The 14,081-nt window shown below is 66.9% G+C and carries 12 protein-coding genes; 11 read left to right on the plus strand and 1 reads right to left on the minus strand.

The features are described 5' to 3' along the window. The 11 genes from AC07X4_RS04920 to AC07X4_RS04970 all read left to right on the plus strand — a co-directional run. The coding region (locus AC07X4_RS04920) for a TetR/AcrR family transcriptional regulator (protein ID WP_494739423.1) at nt 1–676 on the plus strand (676 nt) is incomplete at its 5' end. A 28-nt stretch (nt 677–704) separates the two neighbouring features. Then, nucleotides 705–1,634, plus strand: coding sequence for an SDR family oxidoreductase (locus AC07X4_RS04925; protein ID WP_494739424.1), 930 nt, complete (start codon nt 705–707; stop codon nt 1,632–1,634). Continuing rightward, nucleotides 1,631–3,244 carry an acyl-CoA carboxylase subunit beta gene (locus AC07X4_RS04930; RefSeq protein ID WP_494739425.1) on the plus strand — a complete coding sequence of 538 codons (1,614 nt, stop codon included), beginning with the start codon at nt 1,631–1,633 and terminating at the stop codon, nt 3,242–3,244. The genes AC07X4_RS04925 and AC07X4_RS04930 overlap by 4 nt, the downstream gene beginning before the upstream one ends. A gap of 23 nt (nt 3,245–3,267) precedes the next feature. Further along, nucleotides 3,268–4,398: a DNA alkylation repair protein gene (locus AC07X4_RS04935; protein WP_494739426.1), complete on the plus strand. Its 1,131-nt coding sequence runs from the start codon at nt 3,268–3,270 to the stop codon at nt 4,396–4,398. A gap of 53 nt (nt 4,399–4,451) precedes the next feature. Then, complete coding sequence (locus AC07X4_RS04940) at nt 4,452–5,627, plus strand: acyl-CoA dehydrogenase family protein (RefSeq protein WP_494739427.1); 1,176 nt, start codon at nt 4,452–4,454, stop codon at nt 5,625–5,627. A gap of 190 nt (nt 5,628–5,817) precedes the next feature. Continuing rightward, nucleotides 5,818–6,630, plus strand: coding sequence for an enoyl-CoA hydratase/isomerase family protein (locus AC07X4_RS04945; RefSeq protein WP_494739428.1), 813 nt, complete (start codon nt 5,818–5,820; stop codon nt 6,628–6,630). Next, nucleotides 6,627–6,806, plus strand: a complete 180-nt coding sequence (locus AC07X4_RS04950; protein WP_494739429.1) for a hypothetical protein — start codon at nt 6,627–6,629, stop codon at nt 6,804–6,806. Before AC07X4_RS04945 ends, AC07X4_RS04950 begins: the two co-directional genes overlap by 4 nt. An 11-nt stretch (nt 6,807–6,817) precedes the next feature. Then, nucleotides 6,818–8,752, plus strand: coding sequence for an acetyl/propionyl/methylcrotonyl-CoA carboxylase subunit alpha (locus AC07X4_RS04955; RefSeq protein WP_494739430.1), 1,935 nt, complete (start codon nt 6,818–6,820; stop codon nt 8,750–8,752). Further along, complete coding sequence (locus AC07X4_RS04960) at nt 8,749–9,921, plus strand: acyl-CoA dehydrogenase family protein (protein ID WP_494739431.1); 1,173 nt, start codon at nt 8,749–8,751, stop codon at nt 9,919–9,921. Before AC07X4_RS04955 ends, AC07X4_RS04960 begins: the two co-directional genes overlap by 4 nt. 14 nt (nt 9,922–9,935) lie before the next feature. Then, complete coding sequence (locus AC07X4_RS04965) at nt 9,936–10,823, plus strand: beta-keto acid cleavage family enzyme (protein WP_494739432.1); 888 nt, start codon at nt 9,936–9,938, stop codon at nt 10,821–10,823. A 249-nt stretch (nt 10,824–11,072) separates the two neighbouring features. Then, nucleotides 11,073–11,708: a LysE family translocator gene (locus tag AC07X4_RS04970; RefSeq protein WP_494739433.1), complete on the plus strand. Its 636-nt coding sequence runs from the start codon at nt 11,073–11,075 to the stop codon at nt 11,706–11,708. A gap of 97 nt (nt 11,709–11,805) precedes the next feature. Here AC07X4_RS04970 and AC07X4_RS04975 read toward each other — a convergent pair whose 3' ends face one another. Then, entirely contained in the window at nt 11,806–13,977 is a 2,172-nt protein-coding gene (locus AC07X4_RS04975; protein WP_494739434.1) for a 3-hydroxyacyl-CoA dehydrogenase NAD-binding domain-containing protein, read from the minus strand. Nucleotides 13,978–14,081 lie beyond the last annotated feature (104 nt).

The raw sequence follows: 14,081 nt of genomic DNA on the forward strand, positions 1-14,081 counted from the left end.
GGCCGTAGCGCCCCTCAGCGCCAACTCGGCAACCACAACACAATCCCCCACCGAAGAAACCACCCGCCGCCCTCGCGGCCGCCCCCGCAAGACCGCCGAGGAACTCGACGACGGCAACCGCCGTCGCAAACTCATGGACGGCGCGGCCAAGCTCTTTCGCACCCAGGGCTTCGCCGCCACCAGCACGCGCGACATTGCGGCGGCCGCAGGCATGCACAGCGGCTCGCCCTTCTACCATTTCGAAAGCAAAAGCGCGCTGCTCTACGCCGTGATGAGCGAGGGCATGACCATGGCCACACAAAGCCAGCAACAGGCACTCGATGCACTGCCCGCCGCGGCCACACCGCGCGAGCAGTTGCACACGCTGATTCGCCACCACTTCGAGATCCTGCTCGGGCCCCGCAGCAGCTTCATCCCGGTGATGCTGTACGAATGGCGCTCGCTCACGCCTGCGCAGCGCAAGGGCATTGCCCGCATCAAGGACAGCTACGAGGCCACCTGGATGCCTGTGCTGGAAGCGCTGGCAAAGCAGCGTGCGCTGCAGGCTGAGCCCGGTGTGGCGCGGCTGTTCATCTTTGGGGCGCTCAACTGGGCGGTGCAATGGTTCTCGCCCAAGAAGGGCAAGTCGCTCGACGCGCTCACCGACGAGGCACTCGCCTTGTTTATCCGTTCATAACAAACAACCCCATCAAGGCAGAGTCACCATGGCCCCCACCGCGCGCAGCGCCTACCAGTCTGTGTTTGCTCCGGGCCTGTTCCAGGGCCAGGTGGTGGTGGTCACCGGCGGCGGCTCCGGCATTGGCCGGTGCACGGCACACGAACTGGCTCACCTGGGCGCGCATGTGGTGCTGGTGGGGCGCAAGCCTGAAAAGCTGCTGGCCGTGGCTGAAGAGATCACTGCCGATGGCGGTCGTGTGTCCTGCGAGGTGTGCGACATCCGATCCGAAGGAGGCGTGGTGGCGCTGGTGCAGCAGATCCTTGCTGCGCAGGGCCGCATCGATGCGCTGGTCAACAACGCGGGCGGGCAGTTCATGTCGCCGCTCGAATCCATCAGCGCCAAGGGCTGGGAGGCGGTGCTGCACACCAACCTCACCGGCGGCTTTTTGATGGCGCGTGAGTGTTATCGGCAGTGGATGGCGCAGCACGGCGGCTCGGTAGTCAACATCGTGGCCGACATGTGGGGTTCCATGCCGGGCATGGGGCACAGCGGGGCTGCGCGCGCGGGCATGGTCAGCTTCACCGAAACCGCTGCGTTGGAATGGGCACACAGCGGTGTGCGCGTGAACGCCGTGGCGCCGGGGTACATCGCCTCCAGCGGCATGGACAACTATCCGCCCGAGGCGGCAGACATGCTGCGTGCCATGCCGCGCACGGTGCCGCTCGGGCGCTTTGGCAACGAGGCCGAGGTGTCGGCGGCCATCACCTTTTTGCTCAGCCCGGCAGCCAGCTTCATCAGCGGCACCACGCTGCGGGTGGACGGCGCACGGCCCCAGGTGCGCATGGGCTGGCCGCAGCGCCCGCCTGGTGCCACTGCCGCAGCACACCCGGCCGTGCGGCCGTTTGACGGCTTTCACCGCGCGCAGGTGCCGCAGGTGTTTGCCCCTTCCCATACCCCCAAGACCGAGGCCGCATGACCGCCGTCTTCACTTCCCGATTCAACCCAGGCAGCGCCGAGGCCACCCAACGCCGCGCGGCGCTGCAGGCCCGCCTTCATGCCCTGCGCGCGCTGGAAGACCGCGCCGCCGCTGCCTCGTCCCGGTCGCTGCCCCAGTTTGAAAAACGCGGCCAGCTGCTGCCGCGCCAGCGCGTGGCACTGCTGCTGGATGCGGGTGCGCCCTGGCTGCCGCTGTGCACGCTGGCGGGCTACCTGCAGGACGTGAAAGACCCCGAGAAGTCCGTGCCCGGTGGCGGCATGGTCGCGGGCATCGGCTTTGTCAGTGGCGTGCGCTGCATGGTGGTGGCCAGCGATTCGGGCATCGAGGCCGGCGCCATCCAGCCCATGGGCCTGGAAAAGATCTTGCGCGTGCAGGAAATCGCGCTGCAAAACCGCTTGCCGTTCATCCACCTGGTGGAGAGCGCAGGCGCCAACCTCATGCGCTACCGGGTAGAAGGTTTTGTGCACGGCGGCACGCTGTTCCGCAACCTCGCGCGGCTGTCGGCGGCAGGCATTCCGGTGATGACCGTGCAGCACGGCTCGGGCACCGCAGGCGGCGCCTATATGCCGGGGTTGTCGGATGTGGTCATCATGGTGCAGGGCCGCTCGCGCGCCTTTCTGGCCGGGCCGCCGCTGCTCATGGCTGCGACGGGCGAGATTGCGACGGAAGAAGAACTGGGCGGTGCCGAGATGCACACCGCCGTCTCGGGCCTGGGCGAATACCTGGCGCAGGACGACCGCGAGGCCATTGGCCTGGCGCGCGATGTGGTGGCGCAGCTGGGGTGGGGCGTAGCGCCGCGACCCAGCGCACCCGGGCCCACCTTGCCCGCCGATGACCTGCTGTCCCTGATGTCTGCCGACCTGCGCCAACCCGTGGACATGCGCGAGGTGATGGCGCGGCTGGTGGACGGCTCGGAACTGCTCGAGTTCAAGGCCCGCTACGGCATGGCCACCGTCTGCGCCCAGGGCCACATCCAGGGCCATGCCGTGGGCTTCATCAGCAACAATGGCCCCATCGACGTGGCAGGCGCGAACAAGGCCACGCACTTCATCCAGTGGATGTGCCAGCTGGGCCACTCCATCATCTACCTGCAGAACACCACGGGCTACATGGTGGGCAAGGACAGCGAGCAGGGCGGCATGATCAAGCATGGCAGCAAGATGATCCAGGCCGTGACCAACGCCACCGTGCCGCAGATCACCATCCAGTGCGGGGCCAGCTTTGGCGCGGGCAACTACGGCATGTGCGGACGGGGCTATGCGCCGCGCTTCCTGTTCAGCTGGCCCGGTGCCAAGACGGCAGTGATGGGCGGCGAGCAGGCAGCGCACACCATGCAGATCGTGACCGAGGCGGCGCTGGCGCGCAAAGGCATCACGCCCGACCCGGCCGAGTCCCAAGCCCAGTTCGACAAGATCGTCGCCATGTTCGAGGCCCAGGCCGATGCGTTCTACACCAGCGGCCTGCTGCTGGACGACGGCGTGATCGACCCGCGCGACACGCGCGCCGTGCTGGCGTTTTGCCTGGACACCTGCGCTGAGGCCCAGGCCCGCACGCTGCGGCCCCTGAGCTTTGGCGTGGCGCGGATGTAAGCGCTTCGCACGCAGTTTCCACGATGGCCGAGCCTCTTAAGTACCTGCTGAACGACACCGTGCCCCCGCGCATCGCGGCCATGGTGCGGCGCGCGTGGCGCAAGTTCGACACCACCGCGTTTCTGCAGCAAGTACAGCCCGGCTACGAATCGCTGGAGCTGATGGCACGCGGCCAGCGCATTGCGCAGGCTCTGCAGGCCCACCTGCCGCAAGACGTGCCGCGCGCGCTGGGCGTGCTGGTCGATTCGATGGACCCACCCATGGGGTTGGATGCGGCGGGTGAGCCCGATGCGGGTGACCGCCCCTACAGTGCCTTCCTGTATCTGCCGCACAGCATCTACATCGGCACGCAGGGCATCGCGCATTTCGAGGCGGCGATGGCCGCACAGCACGCGCTCACCCAGCGCTTCACGGCAGAGTTCTGCATACGCCCCTACCTGCTGCACCACCAGGGCGCCACACTCACACGGCTGCGCGACTGGGCGCACGACGACAACGCCCATGTGCGCCGCCTGGTGAGCGAAGGCACGCGGTCCCGCCTGCCCTGGGCGCCGCGCTTGCCCGCATTCCAGAACAACCCGCAGCTGGCCCTGCCGCTGCTCGATGCGCTCAAGGACGACCCATCGTCTTACGTGCGTCGCTCAGTGGCCAACCACCTGGGCGATATTGCCAAAGACCACCCCGACCTGGCCGTGGGCACCGCCCGCACCTGGCTGCAGGGCGCACCCGCACCGCGCGAAGCCTTGGTGCGCCACGGCCTGCGTTTTCTCATCAAACGCGGCGACGCTGGCGCGCTCGATGCCTTGGGCGTAGGCCATGCCGTGGCGCTGGATGTGCGGGCCGCCCGCGTGGTGCCCGCCCGTGCGCGCATTGGCGAGAAGGTGCGCATCGAGGCCGAGCTGCACAACCCCACACCGCAGCCCCAGCGCGTGCTGGCCGACCTCAAGGTGCACTACGTCAAGGCCCATGGCGGTGCGGCGCCCAAGGTGTTCAAGCTGCAGACGCTGGACATAGCCCCCGGCGCCACCGTGGCGGTGGGCAAGACGCTGTCGCTGCAGCAGATGACCACACGCACCCACTACCCCGGCGCGCACCAGGTGGAGCTGGTGCTCAACGGGCGGCCTCAGCCGCTGGGGCAGTTTCAGCTTTCGTGATCGAGGTTTGCAGGCACACCAACACACAAACGCAACAGCAGGAGACAAGCACCATGCAGTTCACGCACGAGCACCGCGAGATCCAGAAGACCCTCAAGCGCTTCATCGACGAAGAGATCAACCCCCATGTGGACGAGTGGGAGGCGGCCGAGATCTTCCCCGCGCATGAGGTCTTCAAGAAGATGGGCAACCTGGGCCTCTTGGGCCTGTGCAAGCCCGAGGAATACGGCGGCCAGGGGCTGGACTACTCGTACAGCCTGGCCATGGCCGAGGCGCTGGGCCACATCCACTGCGGCGGCGTGCCCATGGCCATTGGCGTGCAGACCGACATGTGCACCCCGGCGCTGGCGCGCTACGGCAGCGAAGAACTCAAGCGCAACTTTCTGGCCCCCGCGATTGCCGGCGACATGGTGGGCTGCATCGGCGTGAGCGAGCCCGCGGCGGGCAGCGATGTATCCGGCATCAAAAGCGTGGCCCGCAAGGATGGCGACGACTACGTGATCACCGGCCAGAAGATGTGGATCACCAACAGCTTGCAGGCCGACTGGATGTGCATGCTGGTCAACACGGGCGAAGGCCCCGTGCACAAGAACAAAAGCCTGGTGATGGTGCCCATGCGCGATGGCCCTAACGGCAAGCTGACCAAGGGCATTGAAGTGGCGCAGAAGATCCGCAAGATCGGCATGCACAGCAGCGACACCGGGTTGATCTACTTCGACGAGGTGCGCGTGCCGCAGAGCTACCGCATCGGCGCCGAAGGGCAGGGCTTTATCTACCAGATGCAGCAGTTCCAGGAAGAGCGCCTGTGGTGCGCCGCCAGCACGCTTGAATCGCTGAACCACTGCATCCAGTGGACCATCGACTACGCGCAGGAGCGCAAGCTGTTTGGCAGCACGCTGGCCGACCAGCAGTGGGTGCAGTTCAAGCTGGCCGAACTCAAGACCGAGGTTGAAGCCCTGCGCGCACTCACCTACCGCGCCTGCGACCTGTATGTGAACGGGCAGGACGTGCTGGAGCTGGCCAGCATGGCCAAGCTCAAGGCCGGCCGCCTCAACCGCGAGGTGCCCGACACCTGTCTGCAGTTCTGGGGCGGCATGGGCTTCACGCTGGAGAACAAGGTCTCGCGCATGTACCGCGACGGGCGGCTGGCGTCCATCGGCGGTGGTGCGGACGAAGTGATGCTGGGCATTCTCGCCAAGCTCATGGGAATTGCGAAGCGGCCTGTATGAGGGGAAAAAATTTACCCCTGCAAGATGCAGCGCGCGCAGTGCTGCCCCTCTCCCCTCGTTGGAGAGGGGTTGGGGAGAGGGGGCTGATCCGGCGCTGCCTCCCAGTCCGGCACCCCCTCTCCCCAGCCCTCTCCCACAAGGGGCGAGGGAGTGAATGCAGCCCGCTGCGTGCGAGCCATGGGACATGCAAATGACCGCCGCTGTTCTGCTCATCGACCGCATACCGCTGGCCAGCGGCAGCGTGGAAACCTGGACGCTCAACGACCCGGCCAGCCGCAATGCGCTGTCAGAAGCCATGGTGGACGCTCTGCTGGCCGCGTGCGATAGGGCTGCAGCCGATGCTGACCTGCGTGGCGTAGTGCTGCGGGGTGCCGGTGGGCACTTCTGCGCGGGTGGCAGCCTGGGCGGTTTTGCCAAGACCATCGGCCAGCCCCTGGCTGGGAGCGCATCCGACCCGCTGGTGCCGCTGAACCGCCGCTTTGGCACGCTGCTGCAGGCCCTGTGCGCGCTGCCGCAGTGGTTCATCGTGGCGGTGGAGGGCGCGGCCATGGGTGGCGGCTTTGGGATCGTGTGCTGCGCCGACCAGGTGCTGGCCCACACCAGCGCGCAGTTCGCCACACCCGAGGTCACGCTGGGCATCGTGCCCGCACAAATTGCACCGTTTGTCGTGCGGCGCCTTGGCCCTGCGGCGGCGCGGAGGTGTTTGCTGACCGGCGAGCGCTGGGATGCTGCGTCGGCTCAACGCGCTGGGCTGGTGGATGCGGTGGTGGCTGGCGACATGGAGGTTGCTGTGCAAGCGGCCATCGCACGCCACGCCGCCGCAGCTCCGCAGGCAGTGGCCGCCACCAAGCGCTTGCTGCTGGCCCTGCCCGAAACGCCATTGCCTGCGCTGCTGGATGAAGCAGCGATGGCTTTTGCGCAAGCGCTGCGCGGGCCCGAGGCGCAGCAAGGGCTGGCGGCCTTTGCTGCGCGCAAGGCGCCGCCCTGGAGTGCGAAGCCATGAAAACAAGTTTCGTTGTGACGGAGGCGCTCTCCACCTCCCTAAAACCGTTCACGCTGAGCCTGTCGAAGCGCCGCGCAAGGCTTCGACAGGCTCAGCCCGAACGGGTGTTGGAGATTTCGATGCGCCCCACGCGCTCACGGAGCGGCCGTGTTGCGGGCATGTCGGTGCAGCCGTGAGGGCACAGCCTATGAAAAAGATCCTTATCGCCAATCGCGGCGAAATCGCCCGCCGCATCATCCACACCGCCCACCGTATGGGCATCGAAACGGTGGCCATCTACTCAGACCCCGATGCCAACGCCCTGCATGTGCGCGAAGCCACCCAGGCCGTGGCCTTGGGCGGTGCTGCCAGTGCTGACACCTATCTGCGTACCGACAAGTTGCTGGCCGCAGCCCGCGCCGCCGGGGCCGATGCGGTGCACCCCGGCTATGGCTTCCTCAGCGAGAACGCCGACTTTGCCCAGGCCGTGGTGGATGCGGGCTTGGCGTGGATCGGCCCGCCGCCCGCCGCCATCCGCACATTGGGCAGCAAGGCCGGGGCCAAGGCGTTGGCCCAGTCGCAGGACGTGCCCTGCCTGCCCGGCTATGCGGGCGACTACCAGAGCGACGAACGCTTTGCCGCAGAGGCTGCGCGCATCGGAACGCCCCTCATGGTCAAGGCCGTGGCGGGTGGGGGAGGGCGCGGCATGCGCCTGGTCACCGACCTGGCGCAGTTGCCTGCCGCACTGGCCAGCGCACGGTCGGAGGCGCTGGCGGGTTTTGGCTGTGGCGACCTGCTCATCGAACGCGCACTGTTGCAGCCGCGCCATGTGGAGGTGCAGATCTTTGCCGACGCTCACGGCGCGTGCATCCACCTGGGCGAGCGCGATTGCTCGGTACAGCGCCGCCACCAGAAGATCATCGAAGAGTCCCCCAGCCCCGCCGTGGACGCAGCGCTGCGCGAGCGCATGGGCGCCTGCGCCGTGGCGCTGGCACAGGCCGCTGGCTATGTGGGTGCGGGCACGGTGGAATTCCTTCTGGATGGGGCTGAGTTCTTCTTGATGGAGATGAACACCCGCCTGCAAGTGGAGCACCCGGTGACCGAAGCGCTCACGGGGCTGGACCTGGTGGAATGGCAAATCTGCGTGGCGCGGGGTGAGCCGCTGCCGCGCACGCAAGATCAGGTGCATCTACAAGGCCACGCCATCGAAGTGCGCCTGTGTGCCGAAGACGCGTACTTTCGCCCTCACACTGGCAGCGTGCTGCAGTTCAGCGCACCACCGGCCACCGCCTTTGAGCGGGCCGCACCCGGCGCGCTGCGTTTTGACCATGCGCTGGAAGAGGGCGCCGAAGTTACCCTCCACTACGACGCCATGCTGGGCAAGCTCATCGTGCACGCGCCCACGCGGGCTGAGGCCATCGCCGCGCTGGTCCGCGCGTTGCAGGGCACCCGCGTGTTGGGCTTGCCCACCAATCGCGCGTTTCTGGCGGCCTGCCTGCAGCACCCCGTGTTTGCCAGTGGACAGGCGCTGGTGCCGTTCCTGGCGGAGCATGGCCAGGAGCTGCAGCGGTTGCTATCAAATAATGAGCTATCAGTGCATATTCCTTCGGCGCTATCAGCCATTTTTGCTTCAAATCCGACGTCGTACCTGCCTTGTGCCATGGCCCGGCCCCTGCGGCTGCGCCACCAGGGCGAGGTGCACTCCATTGCCGTGCGCGAGCTGGGCGGTGGAAGGCTGCAGGTGGAGCAGGCCGGGGCAGAGCCTGTGACTTTGCAACTGCCCCAGCGCGGCGTGCACTGCGTGGCGGTGGGCCCGAGGCGCTGGCACTGGCAAACCGGCGGTGTGGACGGCTGGGTCGAAGACGCATCGTGGGAACCCGCTGCGCGCGCGGGTGCGGCGGGCGGTGCGACGGAGTTGCGCGCACCCTTCAACGGCAAGGTGGTCGCGCTGCCCGTGGCCGCAGGCCAGGCGCTGGCGGCGGGCGATACGGTGGTGGTCATCGAATCCATGAAGCTCGAACACAGCCTGGCCAGCCCCGCCGCCGCCACCGTGACCGAGCTGCTGGTAGCGCCCGGCCACCAGGTGTCGCCCGGCCAGGTGCTGGCCCGCTTTGCACCCGCCACGCAAGGAGCGCCCGCATGACCGCCACGTCCGATGCGACCCCTGTGAGCAACGAAGACCGCACTGCCCTCACCGACACCGTCACCCGCTTTGCCCGCACCGAGATCGCGCCGCATGTGGACGCGTGGGACGCGGCCGGTGAATTCCCCCGCAGCCTGTACCGCCGCGCGGCCGACCTGGGCCTGCTGGGCCTGGGCTACCCCGAGCAGTACGGCGGCACGCCCGCCAGCTACGCCTTGCGCCTGCCGCTGTGGCGCGCGCTCAGCCGCCACGGGGCCAGCGGTGGTGTGCTGGCCAGCCTGTTCTCGCACAACATCGGCCTGCCGCCCGTGCTGGCGCATGGCAGCGACGCTGTGCGCGCTGAGGTCATTCCACCGGTGCTGGCGGGCGAGCAGATTGCCGCGCTGGCGATCACCGAACCCGGTGGCGGGTCGGACGTGGCCCAGCTCAAGACCACCGCGCGGCGCGAGGGCGATGACTACGTCGTCAACGGCGAAAAGGTGTTCATCACGTCGGGCATGCGTGCGGACTGGATCACGGTGGCTGTCAGAACGGGAGAAGCTGGAAGCAAAGGCAGCGCAGGCATCTCCATGCTGCTCATCCCCGGCCACAGCGCAGGCCTGTCGCGCAGCAAGCTCGACAAGATGGGCTGGCTCTGCTCCGACACCGCCCACCTGCGGTTCGATAACGTGCGCGTGCCCGCCCGCTACCTGCTGGGTGAAGAGGGCGCGGGCTTTCGCATCATCATGGCCAACTTCAACGGTGAACGTTTTGGCCTGGCCGTGTCGGCCCTGGGCTTTGCCGAGGCCTGCTACGACGAGGCCCTGGCCTGGGCCCGCCAGCGCAAGACCTTTGGCGCCGCGCTGGTCGAGCACCAAGTCATCCGCCACAAGCTGGTGGACATGCAGATGCGCATCCAGTCCACCGCCGCGTGGTGCGAGTCCGTGGCCGCGCAGGTCGACGCGGGCCGCACCGGCCCCGAGTGGGTAGCGCAGGTGTGCCTGCTCAAGAACCACGCCACCCAAACCATGCAGTTCTGCGCCGACCAGGCCGTGCAGATCCTGGGCGGCATGGGCTTCATGCGCGGCACCGTCAGCGAACGCATCTACCGCGAGGTCAAGGTCATGATGATCGGCGGCGGTGCGGAAGAAATCATGAAAGACCTGGCTGCCAAGCAGCTCGGCATTTGAAGGAGACACGCCCCATGCACAGCACCGACCACGGCAACAAAGCCATCATCACCTGCGCCATCACCGGCGTGCTGACGGACCCCGGTCAGCACCACGTGCCCGTCACGCCCGAGCAATTGGCGAAAGAAGCCCGCCGCGCCTATGACGCAGGCGCCGCCGTGGTTCACGTGCACTTTCGCAACCAGGAGCCCGGCAAAGGCCACCTGCCCAGCTGGGACCCGCAGGTGGCGCGCGACTGCGTGCAAGCCATGCGCGAGGCCTGCCCGGGTTTGATCATCAATCAGACCACCGGCGTGGTCGGCCCCAATTACCAGGGCCCGCTCGACTGCCTGCGCGCCACCCGCCCCGAGATGGCCGCGTGCAACGCCGGCTCGCTCAACTACCTGAAGGTGCGCAGCAACGGCACCTGGGCCTGGCCGCCCATGCTGTTCGACAACCAGCCCGCCAAGGTCAAGGACTTCATCGACGTGATGCTGGAGACCGGTACGCTGCCCGAGTTTGAATGCTTTGACGTGGGCATCGTGCGCTGCGTGGAGATGTATGTGCAGACCGGCATGTACACCGAGCGCCTGCCCGAATACAACTTTGTGATGGGCGTCGAATCCGGCATGCCAGCGGACCCCGACCTGCTGCCCATCCTGCTCAAGCTAAAAATCAAGGACGCCCCCTGGCAAGCCACCGTCATCGGCCGCAGCGAGATCTGGCCCGTGCACCAGCGCGTGGCTGAGCTGGGCGGGCATCTGCGCACGGGGCTGGAAGATACGTTCTATCTGCCGGATGGGACGAAGGCGGATTCGAACGGGCCGTTGATTGAACAGCTTGCGCAGTACGCGCGGAATGCGGGGCGGGAGGTGGCTTCGCCGCAGGAGGCGCGGGGGATGTTGGGGCTGAAGGTCTCTTAGGTCTGTGGGCTTGCCCCTCGGGCGTGATGTGCAGCTACTCGCGCCGGAGCGTGAGGTACACGGTGTGCGCCTTCACATCTCCTAGAATTAGGGTGATTTCGCTTTCAGGTGCTTGTTCAATAAGCGCCAATAGCTATTAATAAGATAGCAATTGCATCGCCAGGTCAGCTTCGGCGGTGCTACTGCACAGAGTCCTTCCGCTCCGGCATCCCCGTCTCTTCGCGACGCCTGGGCTAGCAAACCCCGCCCATGTTGACCACCACCCAAATTCTTGCCTTTCTGCTCACCGCCGTGATGCTGACCGCCACGCCCGGCCCCGACAACCTCATGGTGCTGAGCGTCGGTATGTCCAAAGGGCGACGCTCTGGCATCGTGTTTGGATTGGGCTGCGCGCTGGGCTGCCTTAGCCACACTGTGCTGGCGGTCGTCGGCGTGGGCGCCATCCTGGCCGCATCGCCCCTGGCCTTCACCGCGCTGAAATGGGCGGGCGGTGCGTACCTGATCTGGCTCGGCATCCAGGCCCTGCGCCACGCAGGCGCATTACGCATTGAGGGAAGCAGCAACAGTCCGGCACCGGTCGATTCGCTGCGCCACACCTTCTCCAAGGGTTTGGTCGCCAACGCGATCAACCCCAAGGTTGTGCTGTTCTTCCTGTCGTTCCTGCCCCAGTTCGTTGATGCGTCGCGCGGCAGCATGGAGTTGCAACTAGGGCTGCTGGGCCTGCTGTTCACTGCGCAGGCGGCTGTGCTGTTTGGCCTCCTCGGCTACTTCTCCGGCAGCGTCGGCGGGTGGATCAACCGCAAGCCGAAGGTGGGCAAATGGCTCGACCGCCTGGCCGGTACCGTGTTCGTCGCGCTGGGTGTTCGGATGATTGCGGTACGTTAGGCACCGAGCGAAGATCTCGCCGTAATGCGCTCTGGGCTCTGGCGGGAGCGTAGGGGTGAGGTCACCGAGTGAATGGCGACCCTATACCGCTAGTCCTTCAGTAGGACGGTTTGAATTTCTCGATCACGGCTCGCACTGGCTCGGTGATCTCGAAACCCGGGCCGTGGCGTCCAGCCAGTTCCTTGGCCTTCGCGGCGAAGGTGTCGATGCCAGTTCCGTAGATGAACTGCGCGGCCCCTCCCGTCCAAGCCGGAAACCCAATCCCAAAAATCGACCCGATGTTCGCGTCATGCACGCTGGTCAGCACGCCCTCGGCCAGGCAGCGCGCGGTCTCGATGGCCTGGCGGTAGAGCAGCCGGTCCTGGATCTCCTGCACGCTCCACTCCACGCCCGGCTTTTCGAACAGTGTTTTTAGCTCTGGCCACAGGTGCTTCTTGGCGCCTGCGGGATAGTCGTAAAAGCCGCCGCCACCGGCACGGCCGGGGCGCTTCAGTTCCTTGACCATGCGCTCCACCAGCAGCTCGCCGGGCGTGGCGATATACGTCATGCCTTCGGCCGCGTAGTCAGCGCGGGTCTGGTCCAGCACATGCACGCTCAGGGTCAACGCAGTTTCGTCCAGCACGGCCAGCGGGCCCACGGGCAGGCCGGCCTGCATGGCGGCGTTTTCAATCGCGGCGGCGGGGATGCCTTCGCCCAGCATGGCGGCCCCTTCCATCACAAAGGTGCCGAAGGTGCGGCTGGTGTAGAAGCCGCGTGAGTCGTTGACCACGATGGGCACCTTGCCCAGGGCCTGCACGTAGTCGAACGCGCGGGCCACGGTTTCGTCGTCCGTCTGTTTGCCGCGGATGATCTCCACCAGCTTCATCTTGTCCACGGGGCTGAAGAAGTGGATGCCGACAAACTTCTCGGGCCGGCTGCTGGCCGTGGCCAGGCCGCTGATGGGCAGGGTGGAGGTGTTGCTGGCGAAGAAGCCGCCGGGCGCGAGTTGCGGCTCGGCCTCTTGCGTGACTTTGGCCTTGAGGTCGCGGCTTTCGAACACGGCTTCGATGATGAGGTCGCAGCCCGCCAGGTCGGCCGCGCTGGCAGTGGGCGTGATGCGCGCCAGCAGCGCTTGCTGCGCCTCGGTCGTCATGCGGCCCTTGTCCACGCGGGCCTGGGTAAGTTTGGCGCTGTAGGCCTTGCCGGCCTCGGCCTTCTCCGCGCTCACGTCCTTGAGCACGGTGGCGATGCCCCGGCTGGCCTGGGCCCAGGCGATGCCCGCGCCCATCATTCCCGCACCCAGAATGCCGACCTTTTGGGGTTTGTAGCGTGGGGCCGAGCCAGGGCGCGACTTGCCGCTCTTGATCGCGTTCATGTCGAAGAAGAACGTGTTGATCATGTTGCGCGCCACGGGGCCGGTCATCAGGCGGGCGAGGTAGCGGCTTTCAATGCGCAGGGCGGTGTCGTAGTCCACCATGGCGCCTTCGACCATGGCGGCCAGCGCAGCCTCGGGTGCGGGGTAGCGGCCGCGGGTGGTCTTCTTGAGCATCGCGGGCGCGACGGTGAGCGCGCCTGCAATCTTGGGGTTGGCGGGCGTGCCGCCAGGCATCTTGTAGTTCTTGTCGTCCCACGGCTGCACCGCGTGCGGGTGGGTGGCGATGTGGGCCAGCGCGGCGGGCAGCAGTTGCTCGCGGGTGGCGACCAGCTCGTGCACCAGTTGCAGCTCTAGCGCTTCGGCGGGGTTGAAGAGCTTGCCTTCCAGGAGGGAGGGCTGCGCACCCATCAGGCCCAGCAGGCGCGTCATCTTGGTCACGCCGGTGGCGCCAGGCATCAGGCCCAGCGTGACCTCGGGCAGTCCGAACTGGATCTTGGGGTCGGCCACGGCGATGCGGTAGTGGGCGATCAGGGCCACCTCCCAGCCGCCGCCCAGCGCCGCGCCGTTGAGGCAGGCCACGACGGGGATACCCAGCGTTTCGAGCGTGCGGAAGTGCTTCTTCATGCGCTCGATTTCGCCGAACGCGTTGGGCGCATCGGCGGGCGTGAGTCGCATGGTGGCCTTGAGGTCGGCACCGGCAAAGAAGCTGGTCTTGGCGGATGCCAGCACGATGCCTTTGAGCGCGGCGCCCAGGCGTTCGCGGTCGCCCAGCACCTGGGCGGTGACCTCGCCCAGCTCTTGCTGCCACTGGCGGCACATGGTGTTGACGGGGGAATTGGTTTCGTCAAACGTGATGACGGCAACTTCGCCATCGGTGCCCTGGGCGGGGATGAGTTCGTAGCGGATGGTTTGCATGCTGATGTCTCCGAATCTGTAATGCGGCATAGCGCAGCTATGGGGCGCTGCCTTAGATGAAGCGTGGCCGAGGCCAGCGGACGCCGTGGAACTGGCTTTGCCAG

The sequence above is a fragment of the Acidovorax sp. GW460-11-11-14-LB4 genome (assembly GCF_059423685.1).